Source organism: Klebsiella sp. 141198, from assembly GCF_050600785.1.
In the GTDB taxonomy this organism is placed as follows: domain Bacteria; phylum Pseudomonadota; class Gammaproteobacteria; order Enterobacterales; family Enterobacteriaceae; genus Klebsiella; species Klebsiella aerogenes.
This window is the reverse complement of sequence record NZ_JAQIRM010000004.1, coordinates 230,506-250,695: the sequence shown is the minus strand read 5'-3', so window position 1 is coordinate 250,695 and position 20,190 is coordinate 230,506. Positions and strand designations below refer to the sequence as shown.

Annotated in this window: 16 protein-coding genes; 8 read left to right on the top strand and 8 right to left on the bottom strand. The window is 57.7% G+C overall.

Going from position 1 to position 20,190, the window contains the following annotated elements:
- Positions 1 to 14: 14 nt before the first annotated feature.
- Positions 15 to 1,316, bottom strand: coding sequence for an MFS transporter (locus PGR10_RS15045; protein WP_113374838.1), 1,302 nt, complete (start codon positions 1,314 to 1,316; stop codon positions 15 to 17).
- A gap of 296 nt (positions 1,317 to 1,612) precedes the next feature.
- On the opposite strand from PGR10_RS15045, the gene PGR10_RS15040 reads away from it, so the two are divergent.
- On the top strand, positions 1,613 to 2,686 hold the full coding sequence (locus tag PGR10_RS15040) for a LacI family DNA-binding transcriptional regulator (RefSeq protein ID WP_430923715.1): 1,074 nt from the start codon (positions 1,613 to 1,615) through the stop codon (positions 2,684 to 2,686).
- Here the strand turns inward: PGR10_RS15040 and PGR10_RS15035 are convergent.
- The 6 genes from PGR10_RS15035 to moeA form a co-directional block, all read right to left on the bottom strand.
- On the bottom strand, positions 2,683 to 3,948 hold the full coding sequence (locus tag PGR10_RS15035; RefSeq protein WP_430923714.1) for a DUF1479 domain-containing protein: 1,266 nt from the start codon (positions 3,946 to 3,948) through the stop codon (positions 2,683 to 2,685). The two genes, PGR10_RS15040 and PGR10_RS15035, sit on opposite strands and share 4 nt — an antisense overlap.
- Positions 3,949 to 4,088: 140 nt before the next feature.
- Positions 4,089 to 4,904, bottom strand: coding sequence for a Cof-type HAD-IIB family hydrolase (locus PGR10_RS15030; protein ID WP_045395017.1), 816 nt, complete (start codon positions 4,902 to 4,904; stop codon positions 4,089 to 4,091).
- A 170-nt stretch (positions 4,905 to 5,074) separates the two neighbouring features.
- On the bottom strand, positions 5,075 to 7,507 hold the full coding sequence (locus PGR10_RS15025; protein WP_047049089.1) for a formate C-acetyltransferase/glycerol dehydratase family glycyl radical enzyme: 2,433 nt from the start codon (positions 7,505 to 7,507) through the stop codon (positions 5,075 to 5,077).
- Between the two features lie 3 nt (positions 7,508 to 7,510).
- The gene (locus tag PGR10_RS15020) at positions 7,511 to 8,410 is read right to left on the bottom strand and encodes a glycyl-radical enzyme activating protein (RefSeq protein WP_430923713.1); all 900 of its coding nucleotides are present in this window, start codon (positions 8,408 to 8,410) and stop codon (positions 7,511 to 7,513) included.
- Between the two features lie 155 nt (positions 8,411 to 8,565).
- A complete protein-coding gene (moeB, locus tag PGR10_RS15015; RefSeq protein WP_049032742.1) occupies positions 8,566 to 9,321 on the bottom strand; it encodes a molybdopterin-synthase adenylyltransferase MoeB in 756 nt (251 codons plus the stop codon).
- Positions 9,321 to 10,556, bottom strand: coding sequence for a molybdopterin molybdotransferase MoeA (gene moeA / locus PGR10_RS15010; RefSeq protein ID WP_213794643.1), 1,236 nt, complete (start codon positions 10,554 to 10,556; stop codon positions 9,321 to 9,323). Before moeA ends, moeB begins: the two co-directional genes overlap by 1 nt.
- 179 nt (positions 10,557 to 10,735) lie before the next feature.
- On the opposite strand from moeA, the gene iaaA reads away from it, so the two are divergent.
- The 5 genes from iaaA to gsiD are packed head-to-tail and all read left to right on the top strand — an operon-like array spanning position 10,736 to position 17,000.
- Positions 10,736 to 11,677, top strand: a complete 942-nt coding sequence (gene iaaA, locus PGR10_RS15005) for a beta-aspartyl-peptidase (RefSeq protein ID WP_430923712.1) — start codon at positions 10,736 to 10,738, stop codon at positions 11,675 to 11,677.
- A 14-nt stretch (positions 11,678 to 11,691) separates the two neighbouring features.
- Positions 11,692 to 13,545, top strand: coding sequence for a glutathione ABC transporter ATP-binding protein GsiA (gene gsiA / locus PGR10_RS15000; protein ID WP_213317759.1), 1,854 nt, complete (start codon positions 11,692 to 11,694; stop codon positions 13,543 to 13,545).
- Between the two features lie 33 nt (positions 13,546 to 13,578).
- Positions 13,579 to 15,120 (top strand): glutathione ABC transporter substrate-binding protein GsiB, encoded by a 1,542-nt coding sequence (gene gsiB / locus PGR10_RS14995; RefSeq protein WP_430923711.1) that lies wholly within the window; start codon positions 13,579 to 13,581, stop codon positions 15,118 to 15,120.
- A gap of 46 nt (positions 15,121 to 15,166) precedes the next feature.
- Positions 15,167 to 16,087: a glutathione ABC transporter permease GsiC gene (gene gsiC / locus PGR10_RS14990; RefSeq protein ID WP_020079290.1), complete on the top strand. Its 921-nt coding sequence runs from the start codon at positions 15,167 to 15,169 to the stop codon at positions 16,085 to 16,087.
- A gap of 1 nt (position 16,088) precedes the next feature.
- Entirely contained in the window at positions 16,089 to 17,000 is a 912-nt protein-coding gene (gene gsiD / locus PGR10_RS14985; RefSeq protein WP_087860000.1) for a glutathione ABC transporter permease GsiD, read from the top strand.
- A 121-nt stretch (positions 17,001 to 17,121) separates the two neighbouring features.
- On the opposite strand, the gene rimO is transcribed toward gsiD, so the two are convergent.
- Positions 17,122 to 18,447, bottom strand: a complete 1,326-nt coding sequence (gene rimO, locus PGR10_RS14980; protein ID WP_047049075.1) for a 30S ribosomal protein S12 methylthiotransferase RimO — start codon at positions 18,445 to 18,447, stop codon at positions 17,122 to 17,124.
- A gap of 236 nt (positions 18,448 to 18,683) precedes the next feature.
- On the opposite strand from rimO, the gene PGR10_RS14975 reads away from it, so the two are divergent.
- Positions 18,684 to 19,574 (top strand): Kdo hydroxylase family protein, encoded by an 891-nt coding sequence (locus tag PGR10_RS14975; protein ID WP_395226517.1) that lies wholly within the window; start codon positions 18,684 to 18,686, stop codon positions 19,572 to 19,574.
- A gap of 136 nt (positions 19,575 to 19,710) precedes the next feature.
- Positions 19,711 to 20,094, top strand: a complete 384-nt coding sequence (gene bssR, locus PGR10_RS14970; protein ID WP_045364588.1) for a biofilm formation regulator BssR — start codon at positions 19,711 to 19,713, stop codon at positions 20,092 to 20,094.
- The last annotated feature ends 96 nt before the right edge of the window (positions 20,095 to 20,190 follow it).

Here is a 20,190-nt window from a genome sequence, read left to right as displayed (position 1 = left end):
TTTTACATCCACTCTCAGGCGCGCTTGGCGCGACGTTCAGCAATAAATGCCACCAGGAAAACGGCGCCAATCAGGTCAAAGAACCCCATGGCGATAAACAGCGGGTTGAAGCCGATTTTGTCGGCGGTCACCCCGATTAATAATGAGAACAGGAAGCTGGCGATCCACGCCGCGGAACCGCGCATACCGTTGACCGTCGCCATTTGTCCCTTGTCGAAAGACTCCACCACCAGCGCGCTGAGCATGCAGGAGATGATCTGGTGGCCGAAACCGCCAATGGAGATCAGGATGATGGTGATATAGGGATCGCGGGTAATGGCGACCAGCGCCAGCGAGATCATCAGAAACGCGCCGGTAACGGAACTGGCGATGACCGAGTTGACTCGCGTACAGCCGAACCAACGGACGTACAGGCGGGTGAGGTAGCCGCTGACCACGCTGCCAAGGTCGGCGGCGAGGAACGGCAGCCAGGCGAACATCGCTATCTGTTTAAGATCCATACCGTGCTCTTTCGCCAGGTACAGCGGCACCCAGAAGCTCAGCACCGCCCAGGCGGGCTCGGCCATAAAAGCGGGGATGGCGATACCGTAGAAACGTTTATTCTTCGAGACGGTTTTTAGCGCGGTAAAAAAGGGCAGCTTCACCGGCGGCGCTTCGTTATCCTGTTTGATGTACTCCAGCTCGCCTTGGCTGAGATTCGGGTGTTTTTCCGGGCTCTGGTAGAACACCCACCACAGCACGACCCATAGCAGCGCCAGCACGCCGGTAAACATAAACGCGCCCTGCCAGCCGAAGGAGGCGTGGGCGAAGTAGATGATAGGCGGCGCCAGCATCGCGCCGATAGAAAAGCCGACGCCAGCCCAGCCGGCGGCAATCGGCCGTTCGGATTTCGGAAACCACTCGCCGATGGTTTTAGCGTTAGCCGGGGTGGCGGCCGCCTCCGCGCCACCCATAAAGAAGCGCAAAATAGCCAGATGCAGCCAGCTGCCGGCGCCGGCGTGCGCGATACAGGCTACCGCCCACAGCGTGGCGCAAACCATAAAGCCCAGCTTGAGCCCGATGACGTCGATAAGCCAGCCGCACAGCGGTTGGAAGATGGTATAAGCCAGCTGAAATGCGCCGACGATCCACGAATATTGCTCGGTGGTAATACCGAGTGTGGCTTTCAGTTCCGGGGCGATAATCCCCAGCGAGTTACGTGTGATGTAGTTGACGGTGACGCCAAGTAAAAACAGTACCAGCACCCACCAGCGCAGGTTTTTCACTACCCGGCGCGTTTTGCTGACTGCCATATCATTGTTGAGGCCTTGACTCATAGAACTCTCCACAAGACGTTGTAGGGGGAAGTGACGCTTCAGCCGCTGAGTCGTCACGTAATAGTTCTAACCATTTGAATTATTTGTTTTTATTTCAATATCTATTGGTATAACTAGTATGGAAGATATTGGACCAATTCAAAATAAGGGAGAAAGACGGCGGGCAGTAGCGCTATTTATGCAAAATTTTTCATGAGATGACGTAGTTCTCATAATTTGCCGGAGTATTTGCTTGTTGGTCAGGGTTTGGCGACTATGAAAATTCTTTCATTTTTGAATTGGAGCTGGATCACAGAATGGATAAAAAGCTGCGAGTCGCCGAAATTGCCGCCCGCACCGGGCTGTCAGCCAGTACGGTTTCGCGCGTCTTAGCCGGAAAAGCGAATACCAGCGAAAAGGCCCGTCAGGCGGTATTGGCCTGCGCCCGTGAACTTGGGGTGATGCAGGGATTGGCCGCCGGGCGGCTACTGCTCAACAACCTGCTGATTTTTGCGCCGCAGCGGGCCTTCGACGAACGCTCAGATATCTTCTACTACCGCGTCATCCAGAGTATCAATAACGCGCTGGCGCCGCATGAAGTGCGTCTGCGCTATTGCGCGCTGGAAGAAAACGACAGCGACGCCAATCTGTTTCTGGCCCGCATGAACGAGACCGATACCCAGGCGGCGGTATTGCTGGGGATCGACGATCGGCATATCCACGCGCTGGCGGCGGATCTTGGCAAACCTTGTGTATTAATTAACTGCCGGGATGAAGGGATGCGTCTCCCCTCCATTGCGCCTGACCATCGGCTGATTGGCCAGTGCGCCGCTCGTTATCTGTTTGATATGGGCCATCAGGCGGTAATGAACGTGATGTGCCTGCGCCGCTATACCATGGAGCTACGGCTGGTGGGTATTAAAGAGGCATGGCGCGCGCGCAACCTGCGGTTTACCGGTAGCCGCGACCTGATTAGCGTCGCCAATTTTAGCGCCCGAGAAACGGAAGAGCAGGTCGGGGCCTGGCTCGACGCTTTACAGGGGCGCCCGATACCGACGGCATTCCTGGTGGGCGGCGATTTTATGGCCGCCGGTACCGTCAGCGCGCTGCAAAAACGAGGCCTGCGGGTGCCGCAGGATGTCTCGGTGATGAGTATCGACGGTTTTAATCTGGCGGCGATTCAGGACGTGCCGCTGACGGCGATTCATGTGCCGCGGGATGAGCTCGGCAGCGAGGCGGTACATCTTCTCCAGCAGCGTCTGCTGCGCCCGGAAGCGCCGCACGGTTCGCTACTACTGCACGGCGCCCTGGTGGTACGCGATTCGGTGCGGCGGATCCGGCCAGGCAAGAGCCATGCCGCCGTAGAACAGCAAGGTCTGTATGATGATTAGATCTTCATGCCCAATGCGCGTTTGCCGTGATCGTTAAGATCGGCAACGGTGAAGCGCGCCTGCCAGTCGCATTCATAATCCTCGCGCGGGAAATCCCCGGGAGAAGCGCCTTTTTCCAGCGCGATTTTTACCTTCTGCGCGTAAGCGAGATTCTTCTCGCACATCGGCGCGGCCGGGATGTACATGACGTTGCCCCAGCCCTGTTGATTTTTCACCGGCGCGACCGAGTGAATGACATCGCAGTGCCACCAGACGGAATCACCGGCGTTCAGCGCTGGAATCGAGCTTAACGCTTTGATGAGCAATGGATGCCATTGCTCAGAGATCGGCAGCACCTTGCCCGGCGCGACGCCGCACAGTTCATCTTCCGGCACATCATCCAGCAGCGGGCGCAGCAGAACGTAAGCCATCGCCTCCGGGATCGGCACCACGTGCAGTAGCCCTTGACCGGGGATCATGTCCGACAGCGCCGTCCAGCCCTGAAAGGTGCGGAACACCGAACATTTAGTGGTGTTATCGACGGTGTACTCTTCCACTTCGGTACGGTGTGCCGCGTCCCACGGATCGTAGGCGTCGATATTGCCATTAAAGACGTTGGCGAAAACCTGCTGATAGGCGGGAAGCAACCAGCGCTCCAGCGCCCCGGAATCGGTATGCGCCCCCAGCCCCTTTGACGTGGTTCCCGGCGGGCGGCGGCGGATGCGGTCAGGGTAAATCACGCTGACATCCGGATCGAACCAGCGTTTGCCGTCCTGCTCGAAGCGCCACAGGCGGTTAAGGAAGGATTGTACCGCCGTCATTTCATCGCTTTGGCGCGCCTGCATTTGCGAGGGCGACCAGTAGATCGGATAGATCTCCGGGCGCGAAGCCTCCAGCGAGCCGAAGAAGCTGTCGCCGGGCCCTTTGTAAACGTCGTCGAAATGGTTCAGGTCCAGGTATTCCAGCATCGCGTTATCCCAGGCCAGCGCCTGTTCGCGCGGGTAGTGGCCTTTGATAACCGCGCAACCGCGGCGCTTAATCGCCTCACGCTGCGCCTCGCTCACTTTACCCTGGGCGATATCGCTAAACGGGATTACCGGCCAGACTTCCTGACCTGCGGCTTTCAGGGCATTAATCTCGTCCAGGCGCTCGCTGAGGCGCGCCGAGAGTCTATCGAATACCGCCTGGACATCGCCGATTTGCGCCCGTAGCGCCTGTTTCATCTGGCGAATCGCCGCTTTGTGGTCGGCAGGTAATGTTTCATGGGTAGGGAGAGCAGCCATAATCACCTCGCTGTATCTTTCATTCGAAAGTAATAAATCTTACAAACGTTAATTTAAGTTAAATTAGAGTTAATGCAAGTTTAAAATCATGCAGCGGCGCACAAAATGGAAAAGCCGGGGCTTGATGCCCCGGTACAGGATCAGTCGTTGAAAGGAGAGGTCTTATCGAGAACGGCCTGAATCACCTTCAGCGCGCCGTCGTGGTTATTGTCATCGGTGGTGAAACCGGCGATGGCTTTGATGCTGTCGGCAGCGTTGGCCATAGCAAAAGCATATTTCACCAGTTTTAACATTTCGGCGTCATTGCCGCTGTCGCCAATTGCTACGCATTGCTGCGGCGAAAGGTTCCAGCGTTTGAGCAGGCGGCTGATGCCGTTGGCTTTATGCAGGCCGGGGATAATCAAATCGACAAAGCCAAAGCCGCTGGTGACCGGCTTCATGATCCCGTCGAGCGAGACGTGCAGTTTATCGATAAGCTGTGGGATATCGCTATCCGGCAGGTTGAGGGAGAATTTGAATAGCGTATCGTCGATGCGATGGTAATCGCTTACCCGCTGCAGACGATGGTAGTGCTTCGACATCAGCTCAACAAAGGCATCGGGCGCTTTATCGCTAACGTATGCGCTTTGCAGGCCGCAGGCGACGAAGTTGAGCTGCGGATCTTTCAGCAGTTCGCCAATGACTACCTGCGACTCGTGACGGGTCAATTCACCGTGGAACAACTGTTTGCCATGCTCGTAAACCAGAGCGCCGTTTTCTGCGACGAATGAAATCTGCTCGCGGATTTCCGGGAAAAATGAGATCAGCTGATAGTACTGGTTGCCGCTGGCGACAACAAATTCAATACCTTGCTGTTTAAGCTGCGCAAACTGCGCGAGGAAACGCGGGCGGTCATACTGCTTGGCGTCATTGAGAAAAGTTCCGTCCATATCGGTGACGATAACTTTAACGGTCATAAGAGGTGCTCCTGGCTTAACTTCGACCAGTAACATTCTAATTACAATGTGATGGGGAGCACAAATTTATTTCGAATGAAAGTTACCTATTCATCAGCATGCCCGTCAGCGTAGCTACCGGGCATGGAAGCAGTAACCCGGCTCAGCGCAGCGCCGGCCGGGTATTTTCCTTACAACGTATGCTCGGTACGGGCGATGATGTCGTCCTGGGTATCCGGCGACAGGGCGGTGAAGAACGCCGAGTATCCGGCGACGCGGACCACTAAATCTCGGTACTGGTCAGGGTGTTTCTTGGCTTCCAGCAGCGTTTCGCGTGACACGATGTTGTACTGGATATGCCAGCCTTTGTGCACTTCAAAGAAAGTACGCAGCAGCACCATTAGCTTCTGCTTATCGGACTCGTTCTCCAGCGTGGAAGGATTTAGCTTCTGGTTGAGCAGCACGCCGCCGAGGATCGCGCCGGTCGGCAGTTTGCCTACCGAACTGATAACCGCCGTGGGCCCCAGGTGATCGGTACCGGAGGCCGGGCTAGCCCCTTCCGCCAGCGGCGCGTGCGCTTTGCGGCCATCCGGCGTCGCCATGGTTTGCGCGCCGAACGGGACGTTAGCGGAGATAGACGATGTACCAGCATAATAGTTACCGCCAATCGGGCCGCGGCCGTAACGCGGGTTATGGTACTGCTTCAGCTCGTCGATATAGGTCTGATAGGCCCGCGCTAGCAGAATGTCGACGCTGTCGTCGTCGTTACCGTACTTCGGCGCGCCGTTGATCAAGCGCTGACGTAACTGCTCGTGGGTCAGGCCGGCAAAATCTTCCGCCAGCGCTTTCGCCAGCTCCTGCTGGCCGATAACGCCCTGATCGAAGACCAGTTTTTTCACCGCCGCCAGGCTGTTGCCTAGGTTGGCAATCCCGACCTGCAGGCCGGAAACCCAGTCATATTTCGCGCCGCCTTGCTTGATGCTTTTCGCCCGTTCGATGCAGTCATCGACTAATGCTGAGCAAAGAATATCGTGGACGTTCTCTTCCAGCATGGTATCGACAACGTACTCAATCTCGATGGATTTACGGGTGTAATAGCGGATCTGGGTGTCCCAGTCTTCCAGTACCTGGTCGAAGTTAGCGAAGTTACCTTTCGATAGCGCATGTTGCTGGGCAAGGAACACCTGGCCGCTGGTGGCATCGCGGCCGCCTTCCAGCGTCGCCAGCATCACCCGCGCGAAGTTAATAAAGCTCATGCCGGTGCAGCGATAGCCCCATTTACCGCCGACTGCGGTTTCGATACAGCCGATAGCGGCGTAATCGTAGGCGTCCTGCGGCTCAATGCCGAGCTTGATAAATTCCGGAATGACGATTTCATCGTTATTAAACGCCGGCATGCCGAAACCGCAGCGGATCACCTGAACGCAGGCGTCGAGGAAGTCGTTGCTCATCCCGGCATGGTAACGCACGCTGAGGTTCGGCTGGGTAGAGCGCAGGCGGCCGCAGGATTCGAGGATGGCGTACGACAGCGGGTTGACGGCGTCCTGCGGTTGGCCGTCGACCAGATTTTGCCCGCCGATGGTGACGTTCTGGTACAGCGGGCTACCGGCGGAAGCTTTGGAATGCGAGCCGGAGCGAATTTTGTTGACCTCCAGCAGCTTCAGCCAGCAGCAATGCAGCAGCTCAATGGCCTGTTCGCGATCCAACGATTGCTGCAGTTCAACGTCGCGGCGGTAGTATGGATAGAGGTACTGGTCCATGCGGCCAAAAGAGACCGAGTGGCCGTTGGATTCAATCTGCAGGATCAACTGAATGAAGTAGCAGAGCTGCAGCGCCTGCCAGAAGGTTTTCGGCGGCTCGTGGGCGATAATTTCACAGTTTTCGGCAATCGCCAGCAGCTCGTCGCGGCGCAGTTCGCGCGGCTCCTGCGCCGCCATGTCGCGCGCCAGCGTAGCGAAGCGTTTGCAGTGTTCGCTCACTGCCGCGAGCACGATATCGATCGCCTTCAAAAACTGTTCGCCGTGCAGATCTTCCAGCACCGTCAGATTAATGCGTGAGCGGCGCTCAGCGACTTTCGCGCGCATGCCGTCGAGCCCTTTTTCCAGCAGCAGCGGATAGTTGACCGCCAGGTGGGCGTCGCCGGAAGTCATGTTGCCTTCGGCTTTGATAATGCCGGTAGCGAGCAGCGCTTTTTGTTCATCGGTAAACATGCCGTAGCAGCGGTCCTGAACGGTCTGCCCGCGCCACCATGGGCACACTTCATGTAAGACACGCTTATTCTCTTCGCTGACCGAGAAGCCGGCGCCCGGACGGTCGGCGAGATCGTCGATCTCTTTCTCAATCCAGCTGACGGTATATTCCGGGAAAATCGGCGCGGCGCGAACTTCGCTGGCCTGGTTGCCGACGATCAGCTCATCGTGCTTGATCCAGATGGTGCGTTCCGCCAGGTGATGGGCCAGCGCCAGCGCGCGACGTACCGGGATCGGTTTATCGAGATGTTGCTGATAGGCGGCGGTATAGTGTTGGGCGCGCTCGGTACAAACCGGCGGCTTAACGATATGCACCAGCGCCATTTTATGCGCCTGAATGCGGGCGCTCAGAGTATCCAGTTTTAAGGTGGTCATAAGTTATCCTCGTAGGGTCGCCGTTAAACCTTTGCTTTGCGCGTACTGCTGCGCAAAGGCCAGCAGCTCGGGAGCGGCCAGCGGTTTGTCCGGTGCGGTATAGGGCTGACTGAGTAGTTGGTATTTATTCATTCCCAGCGTGTGGTACGGCAGGAAATGGATTTCGCTGACCTGAAGACGGTCAGCGGCAAAATCGGTAATCGCGGTAATATCGGCTTCGCTGGCGTTAAATCCCTGAATTAATGGGACGCGGATAATGATTTTTTTCCCGGCCTGCGCCAGGCGCTGCAGGTTATCCAGCACCCGGCGGGCGCTGCCGTCGGTCCACTGCTGGAAAACGGCCTCGTCAACGTGCTTCAGGTCGGCCAGAAACAGATCGACAAACGGTAAAGAGGGTTCAATGTACTTCCACGGTACGTGCAGGCAGGTTTCCACGGCGGTGTGAATGCCCGCCTGATGGCTGGCTTCGAACAGCGCCTGCGCCAGCGTCGGGTTCATAAAGGGCTCGCCGCCGGAAAGAGTAATGCCTCCGCCGCTGCGATCGTAAAACGGTTTATCGCGCAGCACCGTCGCCATAATTTCCGTCACGCTTTTTTCCTCGCCGCAGACCGTCAGCGCGGTTGTGGGGCAGCAGTGGCGTAGCGCGGCAATGTGGCTGTCGTTGACTTTTTGCCGATGGATGATCAGGCCATCCAGAGTACGGGTAATCACCTCCGGTGCCGCCTGCTGGCAAAGCTCGCAGCCGTCAAGACACAGCCGCGCGTCATACAGCAGGTCTTCGCTGCGGGCGCGGCTTTCCGGGTTCTGACACCAACGGCAGCCCAGCGAACAGCCTTTAAGGAATACGACGGTACGGATCCCCGGGCCGTCATGGGTGGAGTAGCGCTGGATGTTGAAGATCATGATTTACCCTCTTATTTGCATATGAAGATTAAATAACTTTCGAATGAAAGTTATATTGATGCAAATCAACAATCAGAGTGGGTAGTAGAGATGGGGAGAAAAAGAACGGCGTGGTTCACAAAATAACCGGCGACCTGCCTCGCCGGCGGCTGGAATTAGCGTGAACCGCACACCTCGCACTGCGGGTGGCGCATCAGCTTCATTTCGCGAAACTGGCAGGTCATCGCGTCATACATCACGATTTTGCCCCTGGCGGGGGCGCCGTAACCGGTCAGCAGTTTAATCGCCTCCATGGCCTGCAGTGAACCGATAGTGCCGACCAGCGGCGCCATCACCCCGGCTTCGACGCAGGTGAGGGCGTTTTCGCCGAACAGGCGGCTCAGGCAGCGATAGCAGGGCTCGCCGTCCTGATAGGTAAAGACGCTGATTTGCCCTTCCATACGAATCGCCGCGCCGGAGACCAGCGGGGTTTTGTGCTGGAAGCAGCCGGCGTTAAGCTGATTGCGAACAGCAACGTTGTCGGTACAGTCCAGCACCAGATGGTGGTCGGCAATCTGCGTTGCCAGCGCCGCGTCATCGAGCATTGCATCGATGGTGACCAGCCGGACGTGCGGGTTAATACGCGCCAATGCGTCGCGGGCAGAATCCACCTTCGGCTGGCCGATGGTCGCGTCGCTGTGCAGCGTCTGACGTTGTAGATTGGATAACGAAACGGTATCGAAATCCAGCAGGGTGAGCTGACCCACCCCGGCTGCCGCCAGATATTGAGCGGCGGCGCAGCCGAGCCCGCCGAGGCCGACGACCAGCACGCGAGCGGCTTTTAACCGCTCCTGACCGTCGAAATCAAACCCTCGCAGTACGATCTGCCGGTTATAGCGCAGCATCTCCTCGTCGCTCAGCTCAACGGCCATTACAGCCCCCCAAACAGATGATTAAAGGGCTCGACTTCGACCCATTCGCCCGCTTCGACGTTGCCGCGTTCGCGCTCCAGTACGATAAAGCAGTTACCGAGGCTGAATGAGCTGAAAATGTGCGAGCCCTGATGGCCGGTGGTGCTCACCACCAGTTCGCCTTCCGGATTGCGCTGCAGCACGCCGCGCTGGAAGTCGAGGCGGCCCGGCGATTTTTTCAGCCGGCTGGCGGCGCGCACGCGCAGACGCATCGGCTGGGTTTGACCGCGGTTGCCGGAGAGCTTGGCCAGCAGCGGCTGTACCAGTTGATAGAAGGTTAAGGTGGCGGAAACCGGATTGCCCGGCAGGCCGCAGAACCAGCTGTTGCTGAGCTTGCCGAAGGCGAACGGTTTACCCGGCTTAATCGCCAGCTTCCAGAAGCCGATCTCGCCCAATTCTTCGAGGATAGTTTTGGTGTAATCGGCTTCGCCCACGGAGACGCCGCCTGAGCTTATTACCACATCGGCCTGCTGGTCGGCGGCGATAAAGGCGTCGCGCAGCTTCGCCGGATCGTCAGGAATAATGCCGAGGTTGATCACCTCGCAGCCCAGCTGTTCGAGCATCAGATGTACCGCCAGGCGGTTAGTATCATAAATCTGGCCGTCGCCGAGCGGTTGGCCCGGCAACTGGAGTTCATCCCCGGTCGAGAAGACCGCGACGCGCACTTTACGGACTACCTCGACGTCGGCAATACCCAGCGATGCCAGCACCGGCAGTTCCGCAACGGTAAGACGAGTCCCTGCCGGGAATACTACCGCGCCGTTGGCGATATCTTCGCCGCGACGGCGTATATTTTGCCCGGCTTTCACCGGCGCGATGAAGCGCACGCCCGCATCGCTTTGTTCCGTTTCTTCCTGCATCACCACCGCGTCGCAGCCTTCAGGCACCGGCGCGCCGGTCATGATGCGGATACAGGTGCCCGCCGGCCAGGCGTCGTGGAACGGTTGGCCGGCAAAGGCCTTACCGGCAACTGGCAGCGACGCGCCGTCGGTGAGGTCGGCCAGGCGCACGGCATAGCCGTCCATCGCTGAGTTATCAAAACCGGGGACGTCCAGCGGCGAAACGACATCATGGGCGGTCACGCGCGAAAAGGCCTGCAGCAGCGGCAGGGTTTCCGTAGCCTGCAGCGGCGAAATACGGTCGAGCATCTGAGTCAGGGCTGTGTCGAGCGGCATCAGTCCGGCGGTAAAATCCATGGGTTACTCCTGCTGGCAAAACGTCGAAAACGCCTATTATGGCAGAAAAGCGCCGGCGACTGTATGCCACTGCGGTACGAGGCTTTACATCACCGGATGCTCTTTCTATATTCAAAAAATGTATAAAAGGTTAGTCAGTATAATGATATCTATACAGTTTATGGCAAAGGAAAGATCGAATGGGTAAGGCGGTAATAGCAATCCACGGCGGCGCCGGCGCGATTAGCCGAGCGCAGATGTCGCCGGAGCGCGAACGCGAGTATGTAGCCGCGCTGTCGGCCATCGTCGACAGTGGGCAAAAAATGTTGGCAGCAGGCGCCAGCGCGCTGGATGCGGTGACCGAAGCGGTACGTCTGCTGGAAGAGTGCCCGCTGTTTAACGCCGGGATAGGCTCGGTATTTACCCACGATCAAACGCACGAACTGGATGCCTGCGTGATGGATGGCTATAGCCTGCAGGCCGGCGCGGTGGCTGGCGTAAAGCATCTGCGTAACCCGGTGCTGGCGGCGCGTCTGGTGCTGGAAGAGAGCCCGCACGTGCTGCTCATCGGCGAAGGGGCGGAAAAGTTTGCCGCCTCGCGTGGGATGACGCTTGTTGAAAACGAGTTATTTTCTACCACCGAGCGGCTTCTGCAGTTACAGCAGGCGAAAGAGGGCGGCGAGATTATTCTCGACCACCATGCCGCGCCGCTCGACGAACGCCACAAAATGGGCACCGTTGGCGCGGTGGCGCTGGATCTGGCCGGTAATCTGGCGGCAGCGACCTCCACCGGCGGAATGACTAATAAACTGCCCGGTCGCGTCGGCGATAGCCCGCTGCCGGGCGCCGGCTGCTATGCCAATAATGCCAGCGTCGCGGTCTCCTGCACCGGCACTGGCGAAGTGTTCATGCGCACGCTCGCTGCTTACGACATTTCGGCGTTGATGGAGTACGGCAATCTCAGCCTGTTTGAGGCCTGCGAGCGAGTGGTGCAGGAAAAACTGCCGGCGCTGGGCGGCAGCGGGGGCCTTATCGCCATCGACCGCGAGGGGAATGTGGTACTGCCGTTCAACAGTGAGGGGATGTACCGGGCGTGGTGTTATGCGGGCGATACGCCGACGATTGGAATTTATCGCGAATAAAAGGAGAAGCGAGTTTGCCGCAAAGTCATGAAATTGATGAAGACGATGTGCTGGTGGTACGCGATCTTAACGTCGCCTTTAGCCAGCAGCGGCAGCGCGTTTCTGCGGTGCGTAACCTGTCATTTAGCCTCCGCCGCGGCGAGACGCTGGCGATTGTCGGCGAGTCCGGTTCCGGAAAATCGGTGACCGCCCTGGCGCTGATGCGCCTGCTCGACGAGGCGGTTAGCGAGGTCAGTAGTGAAGCGTTGCTGCTACGTCGACGCAACCGTCAGGTGATTGATATCAACGCGCAAACGGCAGGTCAAATGCGTCAGGTTCGCGGCGCGGACGTGGCGATGATTTTTCAGGAGCCGATGACCTCGCTGAACCCGGTATTCACCATCGGCGAACAAATTGCCGAGTCTATTCGGCTACATCAGGGACTGCGGCATGACCAGGCGCTGCGGGAAGCTAAAAAGATGCTCGAACGGGTGCGTATTCCGGAAGCGGAAGCGATGCTTTCACGTTACCCGCATCAGCTTTCCGGCGGCATGCGCCAGCGGGTGATGATCGCCATGGCGTTATCGTGTCGACCGGCGGTACTGATTGCCGATGAACCTACCACCGCGCTGGACGTCACGATTCAGGCGCAGATCCTGCAGCTTATCGCCGCATTGCAAAAAGAGATGGCGATGGGGGTGATGTTTATCACTCACGATATGGGCGTGGTGGCGGAGATCGCCGATCGTGTGCTGGTGATGTATCGCGGCGAAGCGGTTGAAAGCGGGCGCGTCGACGATATTTTTCGCGCCCCGCAGCACCCTTATACCCAGGCGCTACTGGCGGCGGTACCGAAGCTCGGCTCAATGCGCGGCAGCGATTTACCGCGGCGCTTCCCGCTGCTCAACGACGGTGTGACCCAGCAGCCGGAACAGAATACCGTGGTCGCCGGCAAACCGATTTTACAGGTGCGCGATTTGGTCGCGCGTTTCCCGATCCGCGGCGGTATTCTCAACCGCGTCACCCGCGAAGTGCACGCGGTGGAAAAAGTGAGTTTCGATCTGTGGCCGGGCGAAACGCTGTCGCTGGTCGGTGAATCAGGCTGCGGTAAATCGACCACCGGGCGGGCGCTGCTGCGGCTGGTGGAAGCGCAGGGCGGCAGTATCACCTTTAACGGCCAGCGTATTGATGCGCTGTCCGGCGGCAAGCTGCAGACGCTGCGCCGCGACATTCAGTTTATTTTTCAGGATCCTTACGCCTCGCTCGATCCGCGGCAGACGGTCGGTTATTCCATTATGGAGCCGCTGCGCGTGCATGGTTTGCTGGAAGGGGATGCGGCTCGCGAACGCGTCGCCTGGCTGTTGCAGCGCGTGGGGCTGGAGGCGGAACACGCGTGGCGTTATCCGCATGAGTTTTCCGGCGGCCAGCGGCAGCGTATCTGTATCGCCCGCGCACTGGCGCTCAATCCGAAAGTGGTAATCGCCGATGAGTCGGTGTCGGCGCTGGACGTGTCGATTCGCGCGCAGATTATTAATCTGCTGCTCGATTTACAGCGTGAAATGGGCATCGCATTTCTGTTTATTTCCCATGACATGGCGGTGGTGGAGCGCATCAGCCACCGCGTGGCGGTAATGTATCGCGGGCGGATCGTGGAGATTGGCCCGCGTCGCGCCGTGTTTGAAAACCCGCAGCATCCTTACACCCGTAAACTGATGGCGGCGGTGCCGGTCGCCGACCCGGCGCATCGTCAACCGCAGCGCGTATTACTCTCTGACGAGCTGCCGGGGAATATCTATAAACCGGGAGAAGAAATCGACAGCGCGCCGTTACAGCTGGTAGCGCCGGGACATTATGTCGCCCGCGAGCCCGCCGATGTACTGAGCCGATAACAACCTAACGCACTCTTGCAGGAGCATAACAACATGACTCAACCTGTTACACGCAAATGGCTACTGGCGCTTGGCATCGCCTCGGCGCTGGCGGAGACGCCGGCCTTCGCCGCGAAAGATGTGGTGGTCGCGGTCGGTTCCAACTTCACGACCCTCGATCCCTATGACGCGAACGATACCTTATCGCAGGCGGTGGCGAAGTCGTTTTATCAAGGCCTGTTCGGCCTTGATAAAGAGATGAAGCTGCAAAACGTACTGGCGGAGAGCTATACCGTCTCGGCGGATGGGCTGGTGTATACCATCAAGCTACACAGCGGGGTGAAATTCCAGGATGGCACCGATTTTAACGCCGAAGCGGTGAAAGCGAATCTCGACCGCGCCAGCAATCCGGATAACCATCTCAAACGCTATAACCTGTATAAGGATATCGCCAGCACCGAGGCGGTGGATCCGACGACGGTCAAAATCACGCTCAAACAACCGTTCTCGGCGTTTATCAATATTCTTGCCCATCCGGCGACGGCGATGATTTCGCCGGCGGCGCTGAAAAAATATGGCAAGGAGATCGGCTTCCACCCGGTAGGTACCGGGCCGTATAAGCTCGACACCTGGAATCAGACCGATTTCGTCAAAGTCAGCAAGTTTGATGGTTACTGGCAGCCGGGGCTGCCGAAGCTGGATTCCATTACCTGGCGCCCGGTGGTCGATAACAACACCCGTGCGGCGATGCTGCAAACCGGCGAGGCGCAGTTCGCTTTCCCGATCCCTTACGAGCAGGCGCCGCTGCTGGCGAAAAACAGCAAGCTGGAGCTGGTGGCCAGCCCGTCGATTATGCAGCGCTATATCAGCATGAACGTAACGCAGAAGCCGTTCGATAATCCGAAGGTGCGGGAAGCCATCAACTACGCGATTAACCGTCAGGCGCTGGTTAAGGTCGCGTTTGCCGGATACGCCACCCCGGCGACCGGCGTCGTGCCGCCTTCTATTGCCTACGCCCAGACCTACAGCGCATGGCCTTACGACCCGGCGAAGGCCCGTCAGTTGCTGAAAGAAGCCGGTTTCCCTAACGGCTTCAGCACCACGCTGTGGTCATCGCATAATCACAGCACCGCGCAGAAGGTGCTGCAGTTTACCCAGCAGCAGCTGGCGCAGGTGGGTATTAAAGCGCAGGTGACGGCGATGGATGCCGGACAGCGTGCGGCGCAGGTTGAAGGCAAGGGGCAGAAAGAGAGCGGGGTACGGATGTTCTACACCGGCTGGTCAGCGTCGACTGGCGAAGCCGACTGGGCGCTGTCGCCGCTATTCGCCTCACAAAACTGGCCGCCGACCCTGTTTAACACCGCCTTTTACAGCAACCCGCAGGTCGATAAAGACCTGAGCGAGGCGCTGAAAACGACCGATGCGCAACAGAAGACCAAATTCTATAAAGATGCGCAGGACATTATCTGGAAAGAGTCGCCGTGGGTGCCGCTGGTGGTGGAAAAGCTGGTATCGGCGCATAGCAAAAACCTGACCGGGTTTTATATTCAGCCGGATACCGGTTTTAGCTTCGAGCAGGCGGACTTAACGCAGTGATAATGCTTATGCTCACGCGTTCCCTCTGCCGAAATGGGAGGGGGCGATGCTGAATTACGTTCTGAAGCGCCTGCTGGGGCTCATTCCGACGCTGTTTATCGTCGCCGTGCTGGTGTTCCTGTTTGTGCATATGCTGCCGGGCGATCCGGCGCGGCTGATTGCCGGGCCGGAAGCCGATGCGCAGGTGGTGGCAATGGTACGCCAGCAGCTGGGGCTCGACCAGCCGCTGCATGTCCAGTTCTGGCACTACATCACCAATGTATTGCAGGGTGATTTCGGTATCTCGATGGCTTCGCGCCGCCCGGTGACCAGCGAAATCGCCAGCCGCTTCATGCCGACGCTATGGTTAACGCTTGCCAGCATGAGCTGGGCGGTGCTGTTCGGCATGGCTGCGGGGATTGCCGCGGCGGTGTGGCGCAATCGCTGGCCGGATCGGCTGGGGATGGCGCTGGCGGTAACCGGTATCTCCTTCCCGGCGTTCGCTCTCGGTATGCTGCTGATGCAGGTCTTTTCCGTGGAGCTCGGCTGGCTGCCGACGGTCGGCGCCGACAGCTGGCGGCACTATATTCTGCCGTCGTTGACCCTTGGCGCCGCGGTGGCATCGGTGATGGCGCGCTTCACCCGCGCGTCGTTCGTTGACGTGCTCCATGAGGATTACATGCGTACCGCGCGGGCCAAAGGGGTGAGCGAAACGCTGGTGGTGTTGAAGCACGGCCTGCGCAACGCGATGATCCCGGTAGTGACCATGATGGGGCTACAGTTCGGTTTTTTGCTCGGCGGCTCCATTGTGGTGGAGAAGGTCTTCAACTGGCCGGGGCTTGGGCGACTGCTGGTGGACTCCGTGGAGATGCGCGATTACCCGGTGATTCAGGCGGAAGTGCTGCTATTTTCGCTGGAGTTCATTCTTATCAACTTAGTGGTGGACGTGCTGTATGCCGCCATTAACCCGGCTATCAGGTACAAGTAAGGTGAGATTGCTCAACTGGAGAAGGGAAGCGGTTATCAACGCCATGCCGGGCGTTAAGCCCGGACAGATCCGCACGCCGTGGCATGAGTTCTGGCGGCGTTTTCGTCGCCAGCCGGTGGCGATGGCGGCGGGCATATTTGTGCTGTTGCTGATTGTTGTCGCGATTATCGCGCCGTGGATAGCGCCGTATGACGCGGAAAACTATTTCGATTACGATCGCCTGAACGAAGGGCCGTCAATGGTGCACTGGTTCGGCGTTGATTCGCTGGGGCGCGATATCTTCAGTAGGGTGCTGGTAGGTGCGCAGATTTCGCTGGCCGCTGGGGTACTGGCGGTACTGATTGGCGCGCTGATTGGCACCGTGCTCGGCCTGCTGGCCGGGTACTACGAAGGCTGGTGGGACCGTATCACCATGCGCATCTGCGACGTGCTGTTTGCCTTCCCCGGCATTCTGTTGGCGATTGCGGTGGTGGCGGTGATGGGCAGCGGGATGGCCAACGTGATTATCGCGGTGGCGATTTTTTCAATTCCGGCGTTCGCCCGCCTGGTGCGTGGCAATACGCTGGTTCTGAAGCAGCAGACGTTTATTGAGTCGGCGCGCAGTATTGGCGCCAGCGATTCGACTATTCTGTTCAACCATATTTTGCCCGGTACGGTGTCGTCGATAGTGGTCTATTTTACCATGCGCATCGGCGTGTCGATTATCTCCGCCGCCAGCCTGTCGTTCCTCGGCCTTGGCGCGCAGCCGCCGACGCCGGAATGGGGGGCGATGTTGAACGAAGCGCGCGCGGATATGGTGATGGCGCCGCATGTGGCGTTATTCCCGGCGATCGCCATTTTCCTGACGGTGCTGGCGTTTAATCTATTGGGCGACGGCCTGCGCGATGCGCTGGATCCGAAGATAAAGGGATAGGAGACAAGTACGGCGGTAGCAAAGTTGGTAGGTTAGCCCAGCCTGCGCTACGCCTGGCTGGGCTACGGGGTTGAGCGGTGGTAGCCCGGATAAGGCGCAAGCCGCTATCCGGGAAGCGGGATTAGACCCGGGTACCCCACAGGTCGTATTCGTCGGCGTGCTCGACTTTCACCCGCAGCACGTCGCCCGGTTTAACGTTGGTTTCACCGTTTAGATAGACCGCGCCGTCGATTTCCGGGGCATCGGCCATACTGCGGCCAATCGCGCCTTCTTCATCGACTTCATCGACCAGCACCATAATTTCGCGGCCCACTTTTTCCTGCAGACGCTCGGCGGAAATCTGCTGTTGCAGCTGCATAAAGCGGTTCCAGCGCTCTTCTTTCACCTCTTCCGGTACCTGATCCGCCAGTTCGTTGGCGGTGGCGCCTTCAACCGGGCTGTACTTGAAGCAGCCAACGCGGTCCAGACGCGCTTCTTTCAGGAAGTCGAGCAGCATCTGGAAGTCTTCTTCCGTTTCGCCCGGGAAACCGACAATAAAGGTGGAACGCAGAGTCAGATCCGGGCAGATCTCGCGCCACTGTTTAATACGCGCCAACTGACGGTCTGCTGAACCTGGGCGCTTCATCAGTTTCAGGATGCGCGGGCTGGCGTGCTGCAGCGGAATGTCGAGATACGGCAGGATCTTGCCTTCCGCCATCAGCGGGATCACATCGTCAACGTGAGGATACGGGTAGACGTAGTGCAGACGTACCCAAATACCGAGTTTCGCCAGCTCTTCACACAGGCTGACCATACTGGTTTTCACCGGCATGCCGTTGTGGAAACCGGTGCGGTGCTTGACGTCAACGCCATAGGCGGAGGTGTCCTGCGAAATCACCAGCAGTTCTTTCACCCCGGCATCGGCCAGGCGTTTGGCTTCCGCCAGCACTTCGCCAATTGGGCGGCTCACCAGATCGCCGCGCATTGACGGGATAATGCAGAAGGTGCAGCGATGGTTGCAGCCTTCCGAGATTTTTAAGTACGCGTAGTGACGCGGCGTCAGCTTGACGCCCTGTTCCGGCACCAGGCTGAGGAACGGGTTATGCTTCGGCTTCGGCGTATAGTGGTGAACGTGCTCCAGCACCTGCTCGTAGCTATGCGGACCGGTAATTTCCAGCACCTTCGGATGCACCTCGCGGATTTGATCTTCTTTCGCGCCGAGGCAGCCGGTAACGATCACTTTGCCGTTTTCTTTTAAGGCTTCGCCGATCGCTTCAAGCGATTCCTGCACGGCGCTGTCGATAAAGCCGCAGGTGTTGACGATAACCATATCGGCGTTGTCGTAGCTGGGAACCACGTCATACCCTTCGGTACGCAGTTCGGTGAGGATACGTTCTGAGTCTACCAGGTTTTTCGGGCAGCCCAGGGAGACGAAGCCGATTTTCGGCTGGTGCGTGACATTGCTCATAGCTTAAAAAATGTTCATTTATTGGAATGGTCAGGGCAGGAATTCTACAGATCTTTGCGAAAAAGAGTATAGCCAGGGGACGATGAATGATGAAAAAGCTTTACGGCAAAAAAACTCAGCTATGGTATTTAAAACCATTATCTCCTTTACATTGACCTTACGTTTAATAACATTCTGTTAACCTTGCCTATGGCCGGAGCCAAAACTGATAAACCCATGCGGCAAGGAGCATAACAATGACCACGAGCAGTCCGCTGGCCCTTACTACATTACCCTTTACCCATCTGGATATTCCGCCGCAGCCATCGTCAATTCAGCACTCGCTGGAAGAGGGCAACGTCCTCTATTTACCGAATCTGGATTTTTCGCTGACTGCCGAAGAGCGCGAATTACTCAATACCGATTTAGTATCGCCGAAGCGTAAGAACATTAGCTATCAGCCACAAAAGCGTGAAATTAAAGGCGTAGCGGACGCGGCGAAAGCCTCGGCGGTACTGCAGCTGACCGAACGTTACTATCAATCCACGTTGCGCCTGATTGATGCACTGCTGCCCGGATACCGCGAAGCGCTTTATCGCCCGCAAACCAGTCTGCGGCTGCATCCGATAACCGCCTGGCGCGACACGACCTCGTGGCGTAAAGATGATACCCGCCTGCACGTCGACGCTTTCCCGTCGCGCCCGGTTTATGGCGATCGCATTCTGCGCGTATTTTGCAACATCAATCCGCACGGTGAACCGCGTTTGTGGCGCACCGGCGAACATTTTGAAACGCTCGCTGCGCGTTTTCTGCCGACGCTGAAACCGTGGTCGCCGTTCGCCAGCTGGCTGCAGTCGGCGGTAGGGATCACCAAAAGCAAACGCAGCCATTACGATCATCTGATGCTGGCGTTGCACGACAAAATGAAAAGTACGCCGGAATATCAACAGCACGGCGTACAGCAGGCGGTAGAGTTTGCCGCGGGGAGTACCTGGATCTGCTTTTCCGATCAAACGCCGCACGCGGCGATGGGCGGCCAGTTTATGCTGGAACAGACTTTCCAACTGCCGGTGAGCGCGATGCATAATCCGCATTATTCACCGCTGAAGGTGCTGGAAAAGTTGATGAACCAGCCGCTGGTAAGTTGAACAACGCGGCGTGACCTCTGAAGTTGTAACATTGTAAATAATGTTAATTGCTGTGGGATTATTGACCTTGCTCATGATTCCGCGCAAAAAATGACCATACCATGATTATGGTAATGGACGACAGAGGAGGACCGTGATGAGCGTTGACAGACGTTACACTAACCTTTTGAATAAGCTGATTAATGCCAATATCGATCTGGCGGCTTATCTCCAGCTTCGTAAAGCGAAAGGCTATATGTCAGTCAGCGAAAATGACCATCTGCGTGATAACTTGTTTGAGCTATGCCATGAACTGCGCGTACACGCGCCGCGTTTGCAGCACGCCATCGCGCCGGAAGAGATGGAAGCCTTCCGTCTTGCCGGCGAGTCCGTCGCTTCGGCGGCGGTTTGCCTGATGAGCGGGCATCATGATTGCCCGGCTTATATTGCCGTTAACGTAGAGAAGCTAGAACGCTGTCTGTCGGGATTGACGATGAATATTCACATTCTGAATAAATCCGCGCCAATTGCCCACGCCTGAATCCAGGGGGAGGCGACTCCCCCTGTTAAAGTTTATGTAAAAATCCCCGCCTGACTGGCCACGCTGGCTACCCTTATCAGCAATGCTGACGAAAGG

Bases quoted from the DNA above. Each gene is read 5' to 3' on its own strand.
- PGR10_RS15030 (WP_045395017.1), bottom strand. From the start codon at position 4,904: ATGACCGTTAAAGTTATCGTCACCGATATGGACGGAACTTTTCTCAAT.
- PGR10_RS14975 (WP_395226517.1), top strand. From the start codon at position 18,684: ATGACCACGAGCAGTCCGCTGGCCCTTACTACATTACCCTTTACCCAT.
- rimO (WP_047049075.1), bottom strand. From the start codon at position 18,447: ATGAGCAATGTCACGCACCAGCCGAAAATCGGCTTCGTCTCCCTGGGC.
- PGR10_RS15045 (WP_113374838.1), bottom strand. From the start codon at position 1,316: ATGAGTCAAGGCCTCAACAATGATATGGCAGTCAGCAAAACGCGCCGG.
- moeB (WP_049032742.1), bottom strand. From the start codon at position 9,321: ATGGCCGTTGAGCTGAGCGACGAGGAGATGCTGCGCTATAACCGGCAG.
- bssR (WP_045364588.1), top strand. From the start codon at position 19,711: ATGAGCGTTGACAGACGTTACACTAACCTTTTGAATAAGCTGATTAAT.
- PGR10_RS15040 (WP_430923715.1), top strand. From the start codon at position 1,613: ATGGATAAAAAGCTGCGAGTCGCCGAAATTGCCGCCCGCACCGGGCTG.
- PGR10_RS15035 (WP_430923714.1), bottom strand. From the start codon at position 3,948: ATGGCTGCTCTCCCTACCCATGAAACATTACCTGCCGACCACAAAGCG.
- gsiC (WP_020079290.1), top strand. From the start codon at position 15,167: ATGCTGAATTACGTTCTGAAGCGCCTGCTGGGGCTCATTCCGACGCTG.
- PGR10_RS15025 (WP_047049089.1), bottom strand. From the start codon at position 7,507: ATGACCACCTTAAAACTGGATACTCTGAGCGCCCGCATTCAGGCGCAT.
- gsiB (WP_430923711.1), top strand. From the start codon at position 13,579: ATGACTCAACCTGTTACACGCAAATGGCTACTGGCGCTTGGCATCGCC.
- moeA (WP_213794643.1), bottom strand. From the start codon at position 10,556: ATGGATTTTACCGCCGGACTGATGCCGCTCGACACAGCCCTGACTCAG.
- PGR10_RS15020 (WP_430923713.1), bottom strand. From the start codon at position 8,410: ATGATCTTCAACATCCAGCGCTACTCCACCCATGACGGCCCGGGGATC.
- iaaA (WP_430923712.1), top strand. From the start codon at position 10,736: ATGGGTAAGGCGGTAATAGCAATCCACGGCGGCGCCGGCGCGATTAGC.